Origin of the sequence: Dubosiella newyorkensis, from assembly GCF_001945605.1 — a bacterium.
Classification (GTDB): Bacteria; Bacillota_I; Bacilli_A; order Erysipelotrichales; family Erysipelotrichaceae; genus Dubosiella; species Dubosiella newyorkensis.
Window position 1 is genome coordinate 1 of the sequence record NZ_MPKA01000090.1, and the last position, 22,372, is coordinate 22,372.

Genomic DNA, 22,372 nt, shown 5'->3' on the forward strand with positions numbered 1-22,372 from the left:
TATCAAACATGGGAAATGTCCTTTCTAGTATTTGTTTGGTCGAACTAATCTTACTAAGGATATTTCCTTTTTTCTATTCTATTTAGGAAACAAATCTACCTATTTACACAAAATATTTTACACTCTCGATTAGTGATTTAAATATATGTTAATAATACCCGTTTAATTGAATTACTATATGAATAAAAAGTAAGTATTTTCAAAAGGAATAGTAGGACGAAAAAAAACAAAATATACTTTTTCATTTGTTTATGTTGGTCTGTTATTCATCTGGTTTATAATAGATTATTGAAGTAAAACACTTCTGTATAGGTTATGTTGTAATGAATGTATATGTGATAGATATTATTATATTTAATCATTTGAAAAGAAAAGGTAATTTAAACATGAGTAAAATATTTCAAAAATTAAAAAAACCATCATTCTACATTATTATTGTGCTTATATGTCTAAGAATCTTTTTGGGATGGGCATCTGGAATTCAATTTAACTCTATAGATACTTATGATGACGCTTTATTCATCGCTTATACGGATTTACAAACTCACTTTTTGAGCCCAAATTATTTATCCTTGGTAAAGACAATGAGCTTTCCTTTATTTTTAAATTTTGTTAAAGCTACTGGTTTACAATTTAGCATTATAACCAGTTTACTGTGGATTATTGATGCCTTTTATTTTAAGAGGCTAATCAAAATGATTTCAAAAAATAAATGGATAGAGTATTTTAGCTTTGTTTATGTACTTTTTTTTCCAACTGCGTTTGAACTTTGGCAAGGAACAAGAGTGTATCGAAATACGATTATAGCTCCTTTTGTGATGTTTATGTTTATTTATATGATTGAATTTACGTATAAAAATCTTAATCGTCATATTTCAGTGCTTGATTGTTTAATTTCGATAATCATGAGTATAGTATTTACTTTTACTTATTATATCAAAGAGGATGGTTTATGGCTCTTGGCTTGTTTGCTGTTTTTTATTTTAGTGAATATAGTGATCTCGATTTTTAATGTAAAAAAGGTAAAACAAAAAATAAAATATATATTAACTATCTTCCTCTGTTTTTCATTGATGATTTCTGGATTTTCATGTATCACTAGTTATTATAAGTATACAAACACAAAATATTTCGGTGTTCCTGAGATAGAAACAAGAAATGGCGGCGAGCTAGGGGAATTTGCTGCTAATATCTACAAAATTGATTCAAATAAAAGGAATATGATTTACTGGGCGCCTAAAGATGCAATTGATAAAGCGTGGAAAACATCAAAAACTTTGCAAGAGCATCCAGAATTATACCAGGCGATTATTAATACTCCATGGTATGGCAATATTGGACAAAATCCAATTCAAGGTGATTTTTTGACGTGGGTTTTACGAACTGCATTATATGATACAGGTCTTTGGACAAATGAAAAAAATGTTTCTGATCTCTTTCATCAAGTAAATGAAGAGCTAGAAAAAGGTTTCGAAGATGGAACTTTGAAAAAGGATACTAGGATTCAATTGCTATCATCAGCAGGCGGAAGAACATTTAGAGAAATTATTTCGTTAGCACCACTGGTTTATAAATCATTTTTAGGATCGATCTTTTTAGAAGGTTATATCCCTGGAATTAATTCTATAGGAAATTCTGAAGACAGTGAAGTAACTAAAAGTGCTGCCGATTATACAAATACTTCTTATATTGAGGATTATTCAAAAAAATTTCATTCAAACTTTTTAGATAAAGTCATTCAAATTTTATTTTGGATTTATCGGATTATGAACTGTGTTCTTTTTATCTCGATATTAATTACAATAGGTTTCTATCTATTCCGTTTATTTAGATACGGCTTTAAGGCAGTACATAAAAACGCTTCTTTCTTATTCTTGACAAGTTTGATTTGTTTAGGAATTGGAGTCGTTTATGCTATAGCAATTTCATGGTTCTCTCAGTTTATTTTTATTAGTGGAGTCAATATGTCAATTCTAAATTTTTATGTAATTGGTCTGCCAGTTCTTCTTTCGTTTAGTTATTTTACAAGCCTAGTTTATTTAGTTGAATATTCTTGAACAAAACAACTATAAATAATGATTAATGTGATATATAAGCGTGATTATAATAACAAATGAATGAAATCGAAAAGTCTTTAGCTTTGTTTAAAGGCTTTTTATTTTTTGCTATAAGTTATTAATCATTTCTAACATAATATCCCATAATTTTATTGATATTTAGTGTTATTTGCTATATCATATACCGTAATAGATAAATATTTTAGAGAGGATCTAGTATGATTAAAAAAGACTATTCTTTGCTTGTTGCTGCTTTTATTGGCTTAAGCAGTGGATGGGCAGTGATGAATCAAGAAGCTTTAGCAAGTCAATCAGAGGAAGTGTTGGTCGTGGGGGAAGAACAACCAGCATCTGAATCACCAAACGAAGATTCTAAATCAACAGTACAAACGGATATAGCTCATGAAGATCCGGATCCTGATATAGAGCCAACTGATGAGGACCAGACTCTAGAACAGACCGAAAACGAAGAAGGAACTTCGGGAACTATTTTCCAAAAAGAAGGAGAATCTTCACCAATAGGAAGTTCTACGATAGAGGAAAAGAAAGACGCAGATGAAGAAGCTCCCATATTGGAAACGAAACCTCAACAAACTGTCGATGTGATTGAAACGAAAGAAGAAGTTCAAATCGCACCGATCAAAAAGGTCGTGGCAGCACCTATGAAAGCCACCGGCCAAACGGGATGGAACAACAATAAATATTATGAAAATGGCCAATTGGCTATTGGTGAGAAAAAAATTGGAAATACAACCCATCTGTTTGATAATGATGGAAACCCATTAGTTGGGTTCATTCAATATGATGGTAAACTCGTATTTTGTGATGCTAAAGGCGCCATTCAAACAGGATCATTTACTTCTGCGGATGGAAGAGGAAAGTTTACAGCCGATTCTACTGGAAAAATCATATCTTCCAATTTAGAAAATATTCCTTATTATAACCAAAATGATGGGCAATGGGCTATGATTCATGTCGGAGGACTCACTCTATCTTCGAGTGGCTGCGTAGCAATGACAGCTACTTCAGTAATCAACCACTTTAATCAAACGCATTATAGTCCTGTAGATATCGCAAGAGAAATGAATAAAAAAGGATATTTGAACGCTCCTGGTGGATATGGTACGACATCTGATGTTTGGGAATATATTGCTAAAACATATGGTTTGACCTATAAAAATAATTTAGGTTATAACTCGATCATCGATTCTCTTCTAGAAGGAAATATTGTTGCTGGTGCCGTTGGTTTTAGCAGGTGGTGTCCATATTATGGCGGTGTAACCCATGAGATTTATTTATCGGGATACCGAAATGGACAAGTTTATGTTCATGACCCTCTACATGATAATCAACAAGGTTGGTATAGTTTATCTTCTGTCTGGGATGTACGCTCTAAAGACTCGGGCGATAATTTAAATGGAGGCCCATTTTATGCTTTAGGAAAAATTGTCAAAAAAATTATCAATAGTTCTTTAAGCTCGCAAGGAACGATCGTCATCGGAGATCAAAGATATACAGGAAAACCGATCACAACGAAACCAATCGTAGGAATATCTCAAAATGGAAACTATATCCAACTTCAAGAAGGAAAGGACTACACACTTTCTTTTGAAAACAATACAAAACCTGGACAAGCAACGGTTAGCGTAATGGGTAAAGGACTCTATAAAGGAACTCTAAAGAAAGCTTTTTATATCGTAGATTCAACAATCACAAATTCAAGATATACGATTCATTCAAAAGGAAATGGAAATCTAGTGATCGATGTGCCTGCCGGATCGAAAAATAAATGCGTTTCTTTGCAGATCTACCAATCCAACGATACAAATGCGCAACAATACTATATCGAAAAACAAAAAAACGGCTACTATACGATCAAAAATCGGAATTCAGGTTTGTATTTAACAACTTCTTCAGATTGGAGAAATGTGCATAATGGATTAAAAGTTACCCAGCAATCACTCAGAAATGATCTATCCAGCTATTGGATGATCCGTTCTACAGCCAATGGGCATGTTTTCTCAACAGCAATAGATTCGGCATATGTCCTTGATATACCAGCCGCTGATTTCCGAAATGGGAATACTTTACAAATTTATACTTACAACGGATCAAAAGCTCAGTTATGGAGCTTGGATGATCTGGATGCTGTAATAAGAAATGCGGATGCTTTAGCACAAAAATCTAAAGGAACAATAAGTGATGGATATTATGTGATCGGATCTAAGATCAACGGCAATAAAGTGTTGGATGTAACAGGCGCTAGTACAAACAATGGAGCAAACGTTCAGATCTACACGAACAATGGAACCGACGCACAGCTATATCGAATCAGCTATGAAGGCGATTATCTCAAAATTATGAATGTTGGATCTGGTAAAGTCTTAGACGTTAATGGTGGATCGACCAAAAATGGAACCAACGTTCAACAATTTGCATGGAATGGCACAAGAGCTCAAAAATGGATCGCCGTTAAACTCGAAGACGGTATCAAACTTGTTTCGGCGCTGAATACGAATCTAGTCCTTGATCTAGCTGGCGCACAGACAAAAGATGGAACCAATATCGCCATCTATGCAAGCAACAACACAAAAGCGCAACGCTGGACATTCATAAAAAAAGAAGATCCAAGAACGGCTATGAATAAAATGGCCCAGCAAGGAAAGAAACTCGTAAATGTCGGAACATACGAGATCCACTCGATGGTCGATGGTTCCTACAATTTGGATGTGACTGCCGCCAACAAAAACAATGGAGCCAATATACAGCTCTATGCCGACAATAATACTGGAGCCCAAAGATGGAAAATCAGCTATGACGGGAATGGATACGCTCTCATCCAAAATATCAATTCCGGGAAGTATTTAGGAACAGCAGGAAATCAGGCGAAAAGTGGACTCAATGTGATTCAGTCGAATTTGAACGGATATGCGACGAAGTGGTTTTTTAAAAACTTGAACGGAAGCATTCAAATCGTATCGGCTCTCCACAAAGATTATGTATTAGATCTATCTGGAGCACATGCAGTTAATGGAAGAAATATTCAATTGTATTCGAACAATGGAACGAATGCACAAAAATGGAAGTTTGTTAAAGTTTAATAGGGAGAAAGAATATGAAGAATAAATGGGTAGCAGGTCTTGCCGTAGCAAGCGGAATTGGAATCGTTTCCTTAGCCCAAGGAATCCAAATTTTAGCAAACGATGGAAGTGAACCAATCATAATAGCATCAGAAGAAGGAAATCAAGAACCAGAAACAATCCAAACTGATGGATTGGATAACAATGAATCTGAATATGAAGACGTTGATCAAAACAATAATGAGAATATCCAAAATCAAAAGGATGAAGTTCAACAAGAAGAACAATTTTTTGCGAAAGAAGATCAATCGGAAGAAACCATCGATGAATCTAAACTGTTAGAATCTCAAGAACCTGTTGTTTCTCCAAACGAAGTAGTTGATGATCTTAAAAGCGCAGGGGCAGGATCTGCACAGTATATTAAAGACGGAGAGTATTTTATCGCAAGCTCTTTGAACAGTGACAAAGTCTTGGATGTAAACGGTGGATCCAAATCAAATGGCGGGAATGTTCAAATCTATGAAAATAATGGAACGAATGCGCAAATATGGAAAGTTGTTTATGACAAAAAAGGAGGCTATTATTCCTTGACCAATAAAGGTTCTGGTAAAGTCTTGGATGTGAATGCAGGTCTTGCTCAAAACAGCAACAATATCCAACAATACGCTTGGAATGGAACAAACGCTCAAAAATGGCACATTGTACCTACTACAGCTGGTTATAAACTTGTCTCAGCCATCAACCCAAATTATGTTCTCGATTTATCGGGAGCGAATACAAGAAATGGAACCAATATACAGATCTATCAAAACAACAATACTAAAGCACAAAGTTGGATATTCCAAGAGCTGATCAATGAAGTTGCGTACTTAGATAAGTTAGCTTCCCAAAATAAAAATACTCTTGAAAATGGAATCTATTTAATTCGAAACACGGGAACTGGAAAGTATTTAACTGTTTCCAATAGCTCGAATTCGAACGGAGCGAATATCGAAATAACATCTACTTCAAATCAAGAAACGCAAAAATGGAAAGTGGAACACGATTCAATCGGATATGTAACGCTGATCAATATGAATTCTGGCCGCGTATTAGATATTAGCGGCGCTTCAAAAGTCAATGGGACAAACATTCAACAATATGATTCCAACAATACTCGGGCTCAAAAATGGATCACAATCAAAAATGGGGGAGCTCTTCAACTCATTTCTGCTTTATCTTCCACTTTAAGAATGAGCGTGAACGGATCCAATGTGGACAGTGAAAAGAATAAAGGAACGAGTGCGTCTCAAGCCTGGGTGTTCACAAAAACAACTTCGATTCGCGAAGAAGCAAGCAATCTTGCTTCCAAAAATAAAGGAACCGTTGCAGATGGATATTACGAGTTTCATTCAGCAATCAATGATAAACTCGTTTTCGATATTGCAGGAGCCGAAACAAAAAAAGGCGCCAATTTACAAATCTACACTTCGAATGGAACAAACGCGCAACGCTTTAAAATTATTACCGATGCTTTGGGCTTCTCTTCGATTCTAAATGTCCATGCAAAAAAATACATTTCGGTCGCTGGAAGCGCCTCTAACTTCACAAATCTTTCAATATCGGATGATAATTCGAATTCTTGGAATGAAAAATGGATCTTCCAAAAGAATGCGGATGGAACGATCAAGATCATGTCAGCAATGAATACGAATTATGTCATCGATATTTTAAGCGGATTAGGTAAAAGTGGCCAAAACGTGCAATTGTATACTTGGAATGGAACAAACGCGCAAAAGTTCAATTTAAAAAAGCTGAATATTTCAGATAGCTCAGTTCAGTTTTCGAATTCAAATTATGTTTCAAAATGGGTGCATGCCCATCAAAACAACTATACGGACGGTAGAGAAGGAAATAAGATCACACATATCACGATCCACCATATGGATGGAGTTTCAAGCGCTGAGAATTGTGGACATGTTTTCCAGAACCCAAACCGCGAAGCATCGGCTCATTACGGAATTGGAAGAAATGGCGAAATCTGCCAATATGTCGATGAAAAAAATACTGCTTGGGCAAACGGAAACTGGAATAGCAATCTCCATTCTGTCTCGATTGAAAATTCAGATGGAAGTTATCCAACAGGACATAGCCTAACGACTCAAACGATGAATTCCTTGATTCGACTCGTCGCAGATATTGCCGCGCGAAATGTTCTTGGCCGTCTAGAATATGGAAAGAATGTCAATGTTCATGGAGATGTCGGAAACACCGCTTGTCCAGGACCATATATTCGAAATAATTTAAGCTATATTATTTCTTCGGCCAATAGAATCAATGGATATTGATCAAAAATAAGGAGAATCTGTAAATGGATCACTCCTTTTTTACTTTTGGATTTGGTATACTTATAGATATCTAGGAGAAGATTATGGATAAACAAAAATTGATCACATTCACAAGCGCGCTATCTGGCGTGGTTCTTGGAACAACCGCTATGATCACGCAACTAAAAGCAGAAGAAATCAAAACACACCCTTCTAATTCCCCCATAGAACAAGAATTCGATACGACCGAAGCTTCTCAAGAAGTACAAGATCAATATGCTTTGGAAGAAGAGTCGACCGAAACAAAAAACGAGAAAAAATCGAGCTTCGTTTCAGAACTCGACTCAAACGCTTCATTAGAAGAAGAAGGACAAGAGGAATCAATCGAAAACAATGAAGATGAAATACCGAATGAAGAAATCCAAGATCTAAAGATCGCAGGGGCAGGCGCTAACCAGCTCTTACAAGATGGCGATTACACGATCCAAAGTGCTGTAGATCAAAAATATGTCGTAGACGTAAGTGGAGGCGGAAAACAAAATGGACAAAACATCCAAATCTACGAAAACAATGACACCGCCGCGCAAATCTGGAAAGTCCGCTACGATCAAAAAGACGGCACCTATTCCTTCTGGAACGCAGGATCAGGAAAAGTTCTCGATGTTACAGGAGCCCTGATCCAAAGCGGCACGAACATCCAGCAATATGAATGGAACGGAACAAAGGCCCAAAAATGGATCTTAACACCAACAACGGCCGGCTTCAAGATCACCTCCGCACTCCATGCAGACTATGTACTCGACCTATACGGAGGCTATGCGACAAACACAAGCAACCTTCAATTGTATAAATCTAACAACACCAAAGCCCAACGATGGAACTTTTTACACTATATTTCGAAAGAAGAAACGTTGAAAGATTTAGCCATTAAAAATGTCAAAACACTCGTTGATGGAGACTATACGATTTCCAATGTCACCAATAACTATGTATTAAGCGTAGAAAATGGACAAAATAAAAATGGAGCAAATGTAGACCTGGAAAAAAATTATAATTTTTCTAGTCAAGTTTGGAGAGTCAACCACGATCAAAATGGGTTTATCACCTTTACGAACCTTGGTACAGGAAAAGTCCTCGACGTATTGGGCGCTCAAACCAACAATGGAAACAACGTTCAATTGTATTCAAACAATGGAACACGCGCTCAAAAATGGGTGGCCATCAAAAGTGGGAACAATTATCAAATCGTATCTGCGCTAGATCCATATATTCTATTAACGAATTCAAACATGAACAGTACGATCTATGGCAATAAAGGAAATCACGCCTCCCAAACGTGGACTTTCATAAAAGCAGAATCTTTAAGAACAAGAATTGATCGTTTAGCTTCTAAAAATAAGAACACAATCAGCGATGGATATTATACGATCCATACGAATCTTGATCCAAATTTTGTTCTAGATGTAAGCAATGCTTCTAAAGAAAATGGAGCCAATATTCAATTGTATACATCCAACAATACGTTTGCTCAACAATTTAGAGTGCTCAATGATAATCGTGGATATGTCACGATCCAAAACATCAATTCAGGAAAACTATTGACAGCCGCTTCAGCTGTAAAAAATATGACTAATGTCATTCAAAATGAATTAAACAAGAGTTCCTACTTGGATAAATGGATCTTGATAAAAAATACGAATGGAACGATCTCGATCGTTTCCGCAGAAAATGACGCCTTCGTTTTAGATGTTACAGCGGCTCTTGGAATGAATGGGACCAACATCCAATTGTATGAATCCAATGGAACAAAAGCCCAACAATTCACATTCAAACAAGTTGCCAACGATGCTCTATGGATCTCGACAAACAATTATTTAACCATCAGCCAAATGGAACATAACGCGACCCTAGTTTGGAACTTTTTTAAAAACCAAGGCTGGACACCGAATGCCGTATCCGCGATCCTAGGCAATATGCAAGCAGAATCCAATATTAACCCAGGCTTATGGGAAGGGCGCGAAGAAAACAATCTTGATCGTGGATTTGGTTTAGTGCAATGGACACCAGCAACCAATGTGATCAATTGGCTCATAGAGAGAGGATATTCCATCACAAGCGGATATGGACAATGCGCTAAGATTTTAGACGAATATCAATATGGCGGACAATATTATGCCACCAAAGAATATCCTTTGAATTTCTACCAATTTGTAAATTCCAAAGAAACGCCAGAATATTTAGCTCTAGCTTTTTTGAACAATTATGAACGGCCATATAACCGGAATCAGCCACAACGTTCAGTTTACGCAAGAAATTGGTACAATTTTATAACAAAGCTTTAAAAAGGATGGGTTGACAACCTTTCCTTTTTTATAGTTATCAGGAAAAATGATCGCATATAATACTGATATAATAGAAATACGAGGAGAGAGCCTATGAAAACTAAGCATGCTATTTATCTTGTACTTACGATATTCCTTGCTTTTCTATTCATGAATGGAGAACCTATGATAGTAAAAGCCCAACAATCGGATCAAGAAATGAACCCTAAATTGAGTACTGAAAAAAATGCGAGCCTTGAATTAAAGAGCATGATCGAACAAGAACTTTATCACCAACGAAAAGATCAACCTACCCCAAAAATCGCATCCTTGAAAATCCAAAACAATAGGATCGTTGACCAAAAAGGGAAACCGTTCGTACTAAAAGGGATTTCGACCCACGGCATCGCTTGGTTTCCAGAAATCATCAATCAAAATAGTTTTACACGATTCAGGGACGATTTTGGGTTGAATACCGTTCGCATAGCTATGTATACTGCTGAAGATGGAGGCTATTGCACAGGAGGAGATCAACAAAACTTAGAATCGCGCATCGACCAAGGCGTTCAGCTCTGTCAACAATTGAACCTCTATTGCATCATCGATTGGCATATTTTATCCGATCAAGACCCGCTTCAATATAAAGATCAATCCAAATTGTTCTTTGAAAAAATGGCCCAAAAATACGGAAAAACCCCAAACGTCATCTTTGAAATCTGCAATGAACCCAATGGAAATACGACATGGAACGATGTTACCCAATACGCTAATCAAATTATCCCAGCCATAAGAGAACATTCAAACAATCTAATCATCGTCGGAACGCCTACATGGTCGCAAGATATCGATCAAGCCGCCAGAAAACCATTAAAATACTCCAACATCGCTTACGCCCTCCATTTCTATGCCGCAACCCATAAAGACGATCTAAGAAACAAGTACCTTCAAAATGTGAATAAAATACCGATCATCGTCAGCGAATATGGAATTTGCGACGCAAGCGGCAATGGAAACATCGATGAAGCAAACGCCAAACAATGGATCGATCTATTAAATAAGAATCAAACAGGAAGGATCCTATGGAACGCATCCAATAAACAAGAAACATCTTCGATTCTTGTACCAGATGCGAACATGGAAACATGGAGCCTGTCAGACCTTTCCCCAACAGGACATTGGTTGCTTGACCAAGCAAATCAGAAGAAACCAATAAAATCAGAAAAAAAGGCAGAAGCCAGAGCTAAACTAACTACAACCTTCCAAGAAACAAATCATTGGGAAAATGGAAATCAATACAGCATGCAGTATTTAGCCTCGATCCAAAACAATACAAATAAAACAGCTAGCTCTTGGCGTTTTGAAATCAAATTTCCTGAACCCGTTCAGATCGATGATTATTGGAACTGCGAAATCGAACACATTGACCAACGAACATTCATCTTCAGCAATAAAGAGTATAATTCCAAAATCAAAGCCGAGGATTCAATACAAGATATTGGATGCATCGTTACGAGCGATTCTTTGATCGATCCAAAGACGATTCAAATAAATCCATAAAATAAATATTGCTTTCTTTTGCATAACCCAGTACAATCCATTAAATGGGAGGGTCTAACTTACATGTGGATATTTTTAAGCACATTATCATATATATTCTTTCTTTTATTGAATATTATCATTTACGCAAAATATTATTTTACCTCGCGACTCACGGTCGGTGGATTTGCTCAAGTGCTCTATACGCTTCAAAACAGCATGTCCGGATCCGAAAACACAGTCGCCGAAGTGATTGGAGATTTCTTCGCGCGTCAATGGCCTCTGTTGCTGATCGGAACGCTCGCTTACATCGCGCTGCTGCTCGTTTATATTTACAATAAACAAGGAATACTCAAAACAAAGTTCGATCCCGCCAAATTTACGCAAACACTCAAAGGAGGCATCATCGTTCTTCTTTGCCTGATGATCTCTGTCGATACTTTTCAAGGAATCGCTTTATATGAAATGCTCGGTATCGGAGAATATCAAGCAAGTCTAGGAAAAGAAAGTGATCTATACGAAAAATATTATGTCGATGCCAATACGACCGAAATCAAGTTTCCCGAGAAGAAAAGAAATTTGATCTATATATTGTGTGAATCCATGGAACAAAGCTATACCGACACAAAAGAAGGTGGCGGCTTTAAAAAGTCGCTCATTCCTGAGCTTACAAAGCTAGCCAAAGAAAACACCGACTTCTCCGCAAAAGACGACAAAAATTTGAACGGAGGATTAACCCCAGGCAATACAGTATGGACGATCGCCGGAATCGCGGCGCAATCGATGGCCATCCCCCTCAATATCGGGAATGGAGAATTCAACCGCAACTTTGAAGATTCGAGCCAGTTCATGCCGACAGTACAAGGACTCGGGGATATTTTAGAGGACGAAGGCTACCATAATTACTTTATGTGCGGATCCGATGCCGCGTTCGCGGGCCGTAAAAACTATTACGAGCAACACGGAAACTATCAAATCTTCGACTACAATACCGCTAAAAAAGATGGGATCATCGATGACGACTACTACGTGTTCTGGGGATATGAAGATAAAAAACTCTTTCAATACGCTAAAAAAGAACTAACGGACATCGCAAAAAATGATCAACCATTCAACTTTACGATGCTGACTGTAGACACCCACTTTCAAGATGGATACAAATGTCCAGACTGTCCTGATGAATTTGATTCCCAATACGAAAATGTCATCAAATGTTCAGACCATAAAGTCGCCGAATTTGTAAAATGGTGCCAAAAACAAGATTTCTACAAAGACACGACAATCGTGATCGCGGGAGATCACCAAAGCATGGACGGCTTTGTCGCCGAAGCCGTACCGGATGATTTCACGAGAAAAACATTCTTCACAGTCATCAACGGTCCTGAATATAAACTCAATCGAACTCGAGAATATTCGACAATGGATATTTTCCCGACAATCTTGGAATCATTAGGCGCGACGATCCAAGGAAGCCGCTTAGGATTAGGGACATCCTTGTATTCAGAAACACCTACGCTCATCGAATTGTTAGGTTACGATGAACTTAATCGACAAATGAGTTATACTTCAAAATTCTATAATGAAGTCATCATGAGCGGAGATGAATCGAAGATGCCAAAAAAAGAGGGAGAAGAGGAACAACAACCGCAAGAAGAACAACAAGTCGTTCAAGCTCCGACCGCACAAGAATATCAAGCCAATCGGGACAACTTCTCCGACTCCAATTATGTATGGACACCACCCGTGTATAATGAACCAGTCTATAACGAACCTAGCTATACGCCACCAGCCCAAGACACTGGAACAGACAATCCAGGAGACAGTGGAACAACGACTCCACCATCGACAGGAGGAGATAGCGGAACGACGACTCCGCCATCAACAGGAGGAGATAGTGGAAGTACGACTCCACCATCGACAGGAGGGGATAGCGGAACAACCACCCCACCTTCAAGCGGAGGAGATAGCGGAACAACCACGCCACCTTTAGGTGGAGGAGATAGTGGAACAACGACCCCACCATCAACAGGAGGAGATAGCGGAACCACAACGCCACCTTCGACAGGAGGAGATAGCGGGGGAACAACCCCACCATCAACAGGAGGAGACAGCGGAACGATGCAATCCGCTCCTACAGAATAAATACAAAAAACAGAGTTTGCATTCATTGAACAAACTCTGTTTTTTTCATTCAAGCATCCGCTTTCTTTTTGGTATTATACATATTTTCAGCCCACTGACTATAAAATGGCTGAAGGAAATGAACACCATCTTCTTGATAAATATTCGCTTGTCCGCCTTGCGCTAGCGCATCATTATCAATATACGTCCAACCATTTCTATCGCACATCGCTTTGATCTTCGCATTGAAGGCATCCACCTTATCCCATCTAGGCGACTTTTGAAGCGCGGTAGGCGTGGCCGGAATGATCGAATTTACATAAACATGCGCCTCAGGATCGACAGCCAAAAGTTTCTTGATCTGCTCCTCGTAGACGACATCGTATCCAGGATCACCTTCATTTTCACCGATATTCAATCCCATATCGTTGACTCCATACGAAAAAAACAAATTCTTAGGCTGCCTTTGTTTAACCGTCTCGATCCCTTCATCAATATTCATGATCGTATGGCCCGCATCTGCTAAAACATTTTCAGCAGGAAAAAAACCATAACTCTCAAAACCATAAACCCTTGAATCGCCAAAAATCAAAAAGTCTCTGAATAAATCAAAGATCTCCAAGGAACCATTGCCCATCATCTGCTCGAGTTCTTCTTGATCACGCGTTGCAAGATCATTTTTCAGCTGGACAATATCTTTAGATTTCTGCGTCCGCAAGTAAGACAAACCAGAAGCTGTCTCATCAAAACGAAAGAACAAAAACCAAACGCTCGATCCGATCAAAAGAAGCAAAAAAACAACCAAAATAATTTTAAAGTACGTTTTGAACCATAATTTAAATTTCATCATTTATATCCCCTTATGCTGTCTATCATACCTTATATCGATCAAAATGAATCAAACAAACGATCTTTTTTTTTAAGTTCAGAAAAACTGTCATTCAATGTGATAAAATGAACCTATGAATCATACAAAACCAATCCTCAATTCAGAACAACAAAAAGCCATCACAACAACAGAAGGATACGTTCGAGTTATCGCTGGAGCAGGAACCGGAAAGACAAGAGCCCTCTCGCACCGCTTCGCTTATCTAGTCAATGAACTCGGTATCATGCCAGCCAACATCCTATGCGTGACCTTTACGAATAAATCCGCCAATGAAATGCGCTCAAGGATCCATCAATTAACTGGAGACAATGATACAGGGCTCATCAGCACATTTCATGGCTTCTGCAACACCGTGCTTCTTGAAGAATCGTTCGCGATCGGCTATCCCAAAAACTTTATTGTTCTAGACAACAGCGATATCGACGAAATCTTAAAGATCATTTACGAAGAAAGAAATTTGACCCTTCGACATATGACCTTCTCCAAGGCGCGAGATATGATCGAAATCATCAAACTCGAAGAAAATCCAGAATACTATTTAGACTTGATCGAAATGGATCTGAATATTCTCAAAGAAAAATATGAAAAAGCCAAAAATCCAAAAGATATCATATTTTATGGATATTTGTATCAATGCAAAAAAATGTTCGGACTCGACTATAACGACCTCATCGTCTTAACGCTCTATATTTTTGAACAAAACGAAACAATTCGTCAAAAATGGCAAGAACGACTCGAATATATCATGATCGACGAATTTCAAGATATTGATGAACTCCAATATCGCTTGATGAAAGTCCTCGCCCAATACCATAAAAACTTATTCATTGTTGGCGATCCCGACCAAACGATCTATACGTGGAGAGGCGCGCGCATCCAATATCTACTCGATTTTCCTAACGATTTTGTGCCTACCCAAACGATCATGATGCCCAAAAACTATCGCTCCACCCCTCAGATCTTGAACGCCGCCAATTCCTTGATCTCAAACAATGAACAACGCATCAAGAAAGATTTGATCCCAACACTTTCTGACGGGAAAGATGTCCTTGTCCACTATGGAAAAAATGAAGACGATGAAGCCAAATGGATTTTAGAAAAAATCAAAGCCCTTCAAAAACAAGGAGTTCAGCTCAACGAGATTGCCATCCTCTACCGAGCCCATTATATATCTCGAGTCATTGAAGAAGTGTTCTTGAAGGCCGAGCTTCCTTATACGATCTACTCAGGCGTCTCGTTTTTCCAACGCATGGAAATCAAAGACGCCCTATCGTATTTAAGAATGATCGCGTACAAAGACGATCTCTCGTTTTTGCGATGCGTCAATGTCCCAAAACGAAACATCGGCAACCGCCGCATTAAACACCTTAAAGAATATGCGGCCAAAAAAGAGATCAGCCTCTATGAAGCGCTAAAAGAAAACGCGAATTCAGACTTATTTAAAACGACGAAAGCGCTGACATTCATTGAATTGATCGAAACATTCAGCAGCCAATCCAAAGAACAACGTATTTCTGATCTCTTTTCAAAGCTGCTCAACGAAAGCGGATATGAAAGGATGCTTAGGACAGAAGGCAGTCAAGAACGCCTGGATAATATTGCAGAACTGAAGCAATCGATCTTAGATTATGAAATCAACAGCGGGGAAGAAGCCGAACTCGCCGACTATTTGAACCATATCGCCCTCTATACGAACGCGGATCTCGATATGAAAAAGAATTCCGTCAAAATGATGACGATCCATACCGCAAAAGGCCTCGAATTCAACAATGTCTTTGTGGTAGGACTCAATGAAGGAATGTTTCCGACAAAAAAAGTGCAATCGATCGAATCCATGGAAGAAGAAAGAAGACTTGCCTTTGTAGCCCTGACCCGAGCGAAAAAAAGACTTTACTTAAGCGGAGCGCAAGGAAGAAATTTTGATGGATCGCCAAAATATCCGAGCCGCTTTGTGCTCGATATCGATCCAAGCCTCGTTGAATACGATCCTAAGCTTCCTGAAACTCTCATCGAAGACAGCAAGCAATTTATCGGCATCCACACTGATTTTATGCGCTTTAAAAAAAAGGAACTCGAATTCGAGCCTGGCAATCGCATCGAACATCCCGCCTTTGGAAAAGGAACGATCTTGCAATCCGATCCGATCAACAAAGTGTATACGATCCATTTCGATCGTCTACAAACAGAACGAAAGATCTCACATCGAGCCAAGCTGAAAAAACTCGACGATCAAACGATCGATCCCCATCTCAATTAAAAGCGATAAAGAATTAATAAGGTATTTCTTGCTATAGCTATCTTGTAGTATAATGAGTGGCATAAAAAAGGAGAACACTATGAAGAGAACACTCAAAAAATTAGGTTTTCTTTTCTTTGCGGGCGTCTTGATGCTCAGTGGATGCTCAAACTCAAAAGAAAAGAACTTAGAAAAGGCAAAAAAGGAATACGAAAAAGTTCAAGAAGAAGTCGTAGCCGACGATAACGATCCAATCAACCGGAAGATCGACTTCGCCGCGCTTGAACAAACCAATCCCGACATTTACGCATGGATCTATATTCCAGATACAACAGTCGACTACCCGATCGTGCAGTCCGCCGATGACGATAGCTATTACTTGCGAAGAACGATCAATAAAGAAGACAACGAAGCAGGATCGATCTATACCGAACGCTACAATAAGAAAGACTTCAGCGATCCAGTCACACCTGTCTATGGCCATACTGTATTTACGGAAAATCCAGAATGGGATTCCATGTTCACGGACCTTCACAAATATGAGGATCCAGCATTTTTCGAATCTCAACCTTATATTTATATCTATACGCCGACTAAGACGATCAAATACCAAGTCTTTTCCGCCCTCACATTTGATGACCGCTATTTGCTCAATGAAGACTACACAGATCCGGAAACGTTCCAGAACTATTATGATGAACTGATCAATACAGCCGGAGCCAACACGAACCGCGACCTGCAAGTGAGCCAAGCCTCCAAGATCTTGTCTTTATCGACGTGCGTCGGGGTAGGTTCTGATCAAAGATGGATCGTGAATGCGACCGAAGTCGAAGAAAAAGCTGTCTAAAAACATAACGTAAAAAGGATATCCTCAAGGGATATCCTTTTTTAAACATCTTAATCCGTTTCTTTCGCCGTTTCCATCAAATCAGGGTGGGTCACTAAATACTCAGGCGTATTTTGCTTGTAATAATCAAACAATTCTTGATCATACACCTCAAAATCGTATTTTGTTAAATAATAGACAAGACAGCTTTTCGACATGCTCGAATCGCTTCCAAGCGTATCCGCGATTCTATCTACATTTTCATCATAATCATTGGAAACGAGAACAGCCACATAATAAGATGGATTTGAATCCTCGGTTTCATACACCTCAGGCATGACTCCCGCTTCGCTCGCCGAATTGAGCGCGTTGATCAACCGCGTGGGCAAAGCAGAATCATTTGTCGTGACCAATTCCTCAGAACCCGTATAACTAGAAGAATCAAGCCCATATTGTTCTGCGACTTCTTGCGCACTCTTTCCATCCTTCAACGCTTGCAAAGCCTGATCGGCATTTTCCTTAGTGTCGCATTGGATCACTTGCGCAATACTCGGTTTATATTGAAGCTCGATCGTTTCCGCGTCATCCACAAAATATTTCTTCATAAGCGCTTGCGCTTGCACGCCAGGAAGCATGACCTTATCGATATAATCTTGCTTGTCTTTATAGCCGAGATTCACGATTTGATCGACGACCTTTTCATTGTTTTCAGCAATCAATTTGAATTGGTCTTCCGCTTCCTTTTTCATTTCCTCGTTAACAGGCACTTCTTTATCATAGATCACGTTCTGCGCCATCGTGATGACTTGAACTGGACCATTGCTCGTTTTTAATAAATCGTATTCTTGACCTTTCGTCACGCTCACATCGCCAATCGTCATGACTTTTTCGCTAGCATCTGTGATCGAAGTCGTATGTTCGCTAGAGCAGCCGCTCAACAACAAAGCCGAAAGCATCAAAGGCATTGCCAAACTCTTTTTCATTACGCATTGCCTCCCTTCAATTGTTCGATATATCGATCCAATTTCTCTTTTGCGTCTTGGTCTTCAAATTCGATCTTTAGATCTTTCGCCGCGTTTTCCAAAATATCCGCTTCCAAGCCTGCCTTCGCATTCAAGATCGAAAATAATAATGATTTTTTGACATCTTCATCTTTGTTTTGGTGGATCTTTTCAAGATCCGTTTCATCAACATGGATCTTATAAAGAGAAATGACACCTGTCTGCGAGTTCTTCACTTCGATCCAGTCGCTCGTCTCGCCTTTATTTAATTCAAGACCTTTCGCGAGCAAGTTTTGATCTAAACCTGTCGAAGAAGCCGAAGAGCTTGAATCGATGTATCCAAATAAACCATCTTTGGCTGCCGTTGCGGCATCATCTGAAAAAGCGGTCGCCGCTTGAGCAAACGAATCCGATTCGATCGCTTTATCGATGCTATCTCTCTTTTTCGTTTCTTCATCGGTAAGATTTTGAGGATCCGCCGCCTCCATTTTGATGATCGAAACGATCCGAGGCTTCGCATCTTTCAACGAATCTTTCAGCTCCTCAAAATGGGCATCCACATACTCTTGGTTGAGAGAACGCTGCTTGACTGTCATTAAAGCGTAGTCGTATAAATCATCATAACTGCCATATCCATAACTGGCCAGCTCTTGCGTGATCGCATCCCGGTACGTTGAAGAATTCTGGCTTGAAACGTTCGAGCGGATCGTTTTTTCCATCGATTTAGCTTGCTCTTCCATTTCCTTTGTAGTTTCCACGCTTTGTTCGACCACCGCGTTTCGGTATAAATTATAAAGCAAAGCGCCATCGAACTGTGAAAAGTTTTCAAACAATGCGTCCGCCGTGATGTTAGAATCAGCTAATGAAGCGACGACATCTTTTCCATCCGCCTTCTTCGAATCGACCTTTCCTGTATTGGAGTCGTATACAAAATAGCCAACGAAAGCGATGATGATCACCGCGATCAAAATGACGAACCAATTGTCTTTGATCAAGTCTGACATAGAGACCTCCTTTTAAAATATCCATAAAATTATAAGAGATTTTCTTTTTAAAAGCAATGTTTGCACAAAATCGTATGCATTGAGATTTACATAGAATTTTGCTATGATTACACCGTGAAAAGAGGTATCAATATGCCCGAATTAGTGGTTAAAGACTTACACGTACGTGTAGACGATAAAGAAATATTAAAAGGAGTCGATCTCGTCATCAAAGACGGAGAAAGACACGCACTCATGGGCCCGAATGGAAATGGGAAAAGCACGCTTTTAGCCGCCATTATGGGAAACCCGAAATTCACTGTTACACAAGGAGAGATCACCTACGATGGAAAAGACGTCCTCGCGATGGAAGTCGATGAAAGAAGCCGATTAGGAATCTTTTTAGGCATGCAATATCCAAGCGAGATCCCAGGCGTGACCAACTCTGATTTTTTAAGAACAGCGATCAACGCAAGAAGCGAAAAACCAATTTCGCTGTTCAAATTCATCAAAGAAATGGATCGAGCCATCAAGGAACTTGAAATGAAACCCGATCTCGCTCACCGCTTTTTGAACGATGGATTCTCTGGCGGCGAGAAAAAACGCAACGAGATCGTGCAGATGATGCTTTTAAAGCCAACTCTTTCCATGCTTGATGAAATCGATTCCGGCCTGGATGTCGACGCTTTACGTATCGTTGCCGACGCGATCCAAAAATGCCAGGAAGAAACGAATATGGGAATGATCATCGTCTCCCATTACGCGCGCTTCTTAGACTATTTAAAGCCAACACACGCCCACGTCTTGATCGATGGAAAGATCGTGATCTCTGGAGGCGTTGAACTCGTCGACAAGATCGACAAGGAAGGCTATGATTGGATCGAAAAAGAATATCATGTCAAAGCCAACAAAGAAGAAGAAAACACAAGACCGATCTCATTGGGCAGCTGCGGCGCAAAAAGGAGAGGGTTTTAATGGAGAGAATCTATGAAGACGAGTTTCAAGACGTACTTGAACTCAAAGAAGAAAAAGAACTCAAGATCCTCGTCTCCCCACATACCTATGGAAATACGCGCCTGATTTTAAAAGAAGAAGGAGAATACCGGATAGAGCTTGCGCCTATGCACTCGACATCGATCCATTTATTTATCCAAAACAAAGCCCAAGGAAAAGTGCGCCTTCATCTACTCGGCGATATTCAAGAAAACGCCGATGTGAAGCTCGGACTGCTTGATCTAGAAGATACAGACTTCGAACTCTACGAATCGTTCGATCTAAAAGCGCCAGGTGCGAGAATTGAACTCTATACAGCGCAGCTTTGCCAAGATCAAAAGAAAAAAGGCGATATCCTCGTCCGCCATTCAAGTCCTTATACGTATGGATATATGCATAATTTCGCGGTGCTGAAAGATGGCGCAAATTATGAGATGGTCGCCAATGGAACGATCGATAAAGGGGCAAGAGAAGCGGCCTCTCATCAAGAGACGCGCGTGCTGACTGTAGGCAAAGAACACGCGACCAAAGTCATCCCACTTTTGATGATCGACGAAAACGATGTCAAAGCCTCTCACGCCTTGACGATCGGCGAACCTGACGAAAACCAGCTTTATTATTTAGAATCCCGTGGACTGAGCAAAGAAATGGCGCTTGGTCTTTTGAGTGTCGGCTACTTTATGCCGACGATCGAAATGATCCAAGAGGAAGAAATCCGAGAAAAAACACGGGAAGAAATGGAAAGAAAGGTAGGCGTTTATGGACATTAAAGACCATATCGGCGAAATTCGCGCAGAATTTCCAATCTTGAAGCGAACGATGAGCGATCATCCTCTCGTTTATCTTGATAATTGCGCGACGACCTTAAAACCAAGATCTGTGATCGATACAGTCGTTCATTACTATACGTATTTAGGAGCCAATGCGCATCGAGGCGATTATGAAATGAGCGCTCAAGTCGATTTCGCTTACGAAGGCGCAAGAAAACTCACGAAAGATTTTATCCATGCGGCAAAAAAAGAAGAAATTGTCTTTACATCCGGCACCACAGAAAGTTTGAATATCCTAGCTATGTCGATCACCAACACATGGCTTCAAGAAGGAGATGTCGTTCTTTCAACGGTCGCTGAACACGCTTCAAGTGTGCTGCCATGGCTAGAAGCAGGCGAAAGCAAAGGAATCAAAGTCGAGTACATTCCATTGGATGAAAAAGGACGGATCACCGTGGAGAATTTCAAAAAAGCTCTTCATCCAAAGGTGAAAGTCGTCTGCTTCGCACAAGTCTCCAACGTGTTGGGATATGAGGCGCCAGTCAAAGAAATCGTAAAGATCGCCCATGAAAACGGGATCAAGGTCGTTGTCGATGGCGCGCAATCGATCGCGCATCTTCCAGTCGACGTACAAGACCTCGATGTGGATTTCTTTTGTTTTTCAGCCCATAAAATGTGCGGACCGACAGGAATCGGAGTTCTTTATGGAAAACTCGAATATCTCGACGCTCTAAGTCCGATCTACTTTGGCGGCGAAAGCAATGCGCGCTTTTCAAAATGTGGCAAATTAAAGCTGAAGAAAACCCCATTTAAATACGAAAGCGGCACCCAGCCGATCGAAGGCGCTTTGGGCATGGCGGCAGCGATGAAATTCGTCGATAAGATCGGCAAAGAAAACGTCCACCGCTATGAGCTCGAACTAAAGCACTACTTTTTAGAAAAGATCAAAGATGTCGACAACGTCAAGGTCTACAACGCGGATGCCAAGTCGGGAATCATCACCTTCAATGTCTATGACAAAGGCGAATTGATCTTCCCGCAAGATGTGGCCAGCTTCTTGAACACAAAAGGGATCGCTGTAAGATCAGGAGAGCATTGCGCTAAGCTGCTCGGGGAAGTTTTAGGTGTTCCTGGAACTTGCCGTGCCAGCGTCTACTTCTACAATACATTTGAAGAAATCGACAAATTTGTCCTAGCCTTGAAGGAAGCCTCCTTTGAGACGTGTCTCGACATTTTCTTTTGAAAGGAGGAAT

Annotated in this window: 14 protein-coding genes; 11 read left to right on the forward strand and 3 right to left on the reverse strand. The window is 39.6% G+C overall.

The window, feature by feature from the left end; translation table 11 throughout:
* Positions 1-323: 323 nt before the first annotated feature.
* The 6 genes from BO225_RS09455 (at position 324) to BO225_RS09480 (ending at position 13,442) form a co-directional block, all read left to right on the forward strand.
* Positions 324-2,057, forward strand: a complete 1,734-nt coding sequence (locus tag BO225_RS09455; protein WP_076341990.1) for a hypothetical protein — start codon at positions 324-326, stop codon at positions 2,055-2,057.
* 218 nt (positions 2,058-2,275) lie between these two features.
* Entirely contained in the window at positions 2,276-5,158 is a 2,883-nt protein-coding gene (locus tag BO225_RS09460) for an RICIN domain-containing protein (RefSeq protein WP_076341991.1), read from the forward strand.
* A 14-nt stretch (positions 5,159-5,172) separates the two neighbouring features.
* Positions 5,173-7,464: an RICIN domain-containing protein gene (locus tag BO225_RS09465; protein ID WP_076341992.1), complete on the forward strand. Its 2,292-nt coding sequence runs from the start codon at positions 5,173-5,175 to the stop codon at positions 7,462-7,464.
* An 83-nt stretch (positions 7,465-7,547) separates the two neighbouring features.
* On the forward strand, positions 7,548-9,785 hold the full coding sequence (locus BO225_RS09470) for a phage tail tip lysozyme (protein ID WP_076341993.1): 2,238 nt from the start codon (positions 7,548-7,550) through the stop codon (positions 9,783-9,785).
* A 93-nt stretch (positions 9,786-9,878) separates the two neighbouring features.
* A complete protein-coding gene (locus BO225_RS09475) occupies positions 9,879-11,321 on the forward strand; it encodes a cellulase family glycosylhydrolase (RefSeq protein WP_076341994.1) in 1,443 nt (480 codons plus the stop codon).
* 63 nt (positions 11,322-11,384) lie between these two features.
* Positions 11,385-13,442 (forward strand): sulfatase-like hydrolase/transferase, encoded by a 2,058-nt coding sequence (locus BO225_RS09480; RefSeq protein ID WP_076341995.1) that lies wholly within the window; start codon positions 11,385-11,387, stop codon positions 13,440-13,442.
* 49 nt (positions 13,443-13,491) lie between these two features.
* On the opposite strand, the gene BO225_RS09485 is transcribed toward BO225_RS09480, so the two are convergent.
* Positions 13,492-14,271, reverse strand: coding sequence for an SGNH/GDSL hydrolase family protein (locus tag BO225_RS09485; protein WP_076341996.1), 780 nt, complete (start codon positions 14,269-14,271; stop codon positions 13,492-13,494).
* A 112-nt stretch (positions 14,272-14,383) separates the two neighbouring features.
* On the opposite strand from BO225_RS09485, the gene BO225_RS09490 reads away from it, so the two are divergent.
* Together BO225_RS09490 and BO225_RS09495 are read left to right on the forward strand one after the other, a co-directional pair.
* Entirely contained in the window at positions 14,384-16,567 is a 2,184-nt protein-coding gene (locus BO225_RS09490) for an ATP-dependent helicase (RefSeq protein ID WP_076341997.1), read from the forward strand.
* 79 nt (positions 16,568-16,646) lie between these two features.
* Positions 16,647-17,393, forward strand: coding sequence for a class B sortase (locus BO225_RS09495; protein WP_076341998.1), 747 nt, complete (start codon positions 16,647-16,649; stop codon positions 17,391-17,393).
* Positions 17,394-17,443: 50 nt separating this feature from the next.
* Here the strand turns inward: BO225_RS09495 and BO225_RS09500 are convergent, their stop codons facing one another.
* Both BO225_RS09500 and BO225_RS09505 read right to left on the reverse strand, forming a co-directional pair.
* On the reverse strand, positions 17,444-18,355 hold the full coding sequence (locus BO225_RS09500; RefSeq protein ID WP_076341999.1) for a peptidylprolyl isomerase PrsA family protein: 912 nt from the start codon (positions 18,353-18,355) through the stop codon (positions 17,444-17,446).
* Positions 18,355-19,377, reverse strand: coding sequence for a peptidylprolyl isomerase (locus BO225_RS09505; RefSeq protein ID WP_076342000.1), 1,023 nt, complete (start codon positions 19,375-19,377; stop codon positions 18,355-18,357). The genes BO225_RS09500 and BO225_RS09505 overlap by 1 nt, the downstream gene beginning before the upstream one ends.
* A 132-nt stretch (positions 19,378-19,509) precedes the next feature.
* Between BO225_RS09505 and sufC the strand changes: the two genes are divergently transcribed.
* From sufC to BO225_RS09520, 3 genes are read left to right on the forward strand one after another with little or no spacing between them, the layout of a single operon-like run.
* Positions 19,510-20,331 (forward strand): Fe-S cluster assembly ATPase SufC, encoded by an 822-nt coding sequence (gene sufC, locus BO225_RS09510; protein WP_076342001.1) that lies wholly within the window; start codon positions 19,510-19,512, stop codon positions 20,329-20,331.
* Positions 20,331-21,119 (forward strand): SufD family Fe-S cluster assembly protein, encoded by a 789-nt coding sequence (locus BO225_RS09515; protein WP_076342002.1) that lies wholly within the window; start codon positions 20,331-20,333, stop codon positions 21,117-21,119. The genes sufC and BO225_RS09515 overlap by 1 nt, the downstream gene beginning before the upstream one ends.
* Positions 21,109-22,362, forward strand: a complete 1,254-nt coding sequence (locus BO225_RS09520) for an aminotransferase class V-fold PLP-dependent enzyme (protein WP_076342003.1) — start codon at positions 21,109-21,111, stop codon at positions 22,360-22,362. The genes BO225_RS09515 and BO225_RS09520 overlap by 11 nt, the downstream gene beginning before the upstream one ends.
* Positions 22,363-22,372 lie beyond the last annotated feature (10 nt).

Coding starts and splice junctions, on each gene's coding strand:
- BO225_RS09505 (WP_076342000.1), bottom strand. CDS start 19,377: ATGTCAGACTTGATCAAAGACAATTGGTTCGTCATTTTGATCGCGGTG.
- BO225_RS09520 (WP_076342003.1), top strand. CDS start 21,109: ATGGACATTAAAGACCATATCGGCGAAATTCGCGCAGAATTTCCAATC.
- sufC (WP_076342001.1), top strand. CDS start 19,510: ATGCCCGAATTAGTGGTTAAAGACTTACACGTACGTGTAGACGATAAA.
- BO225_RS09455 (WP_076341990.1), top strand. CDS start 324: ATGAATGTATATGTGATAGATATTATTATATTTAATCATTTGAAAAGA.
- BO225_RS09480 (WP_076341995.1), top strand. CDS start 11,385: ATGTGGATATTTTTAAGCACATTATCATATATATTCTTTCTTTTATTG.
- BO225_RS09485 (WP_076341996.1), bottom strand. CDS start 14,271: ATGATGAAATTTAAATTATGGTTCAAAACGTACTTTAAAATTATTTTG.
- BO225_RS09495 (WP_076341998.1), top strand. CDS start 16,647: ATGAAGAGAACACTCAAAAAATTAGGTTTTCTTTTCTTTGCGGGCGTC.
- BO225_RS09460 (WP_076341991.1), top strand. CDS start 2,276: ATGATTAAAAAAGACTATTCTTTGCTTGTTGCTGCTTTTATTGGCTTA.
- BO225_RS09500 (WP_076341999.1), bottom strand. CDS start 18,355: ATGAAAAAGAGTTTGGCAATGCCTTTGATGCTTTCGGCTTTGTTGTTG.
- BO225_RS09465 (WP_076341992.1), top strand. CDS start 5,173: ATGAAGAATAAATGGGTAGCAGGTCTTGCCGTAGCAAGCGGAATTGGA.
- BO225_RS09470 (WP_076341993.1), top strand. CDS start 7,548: ATGGATAAACAAAAATTGATCACATTCACAAGCGCGCTATCTGGCGTG.
- BO225_RS09475 (WP_076341994.1), top strand. CDS start 9,879: ATGAAAACTAAGCATGCTATTTATCTTGTACTTACGATATTCCTTGCT.
- BO225_RS09490 (WP_076341997.1), top strand. CDS start 14,384: ATGAATCATACAAAACCAATCCTCAATTCAGAACAACAAAAAGCCATC.
- BO225_RS09515 (WP_076342002.1), top strand. CDS start 20,331: ATGGAGAGAATCTATGAAGACGAGTTTCAAGACGTACTTGAACTCAAA.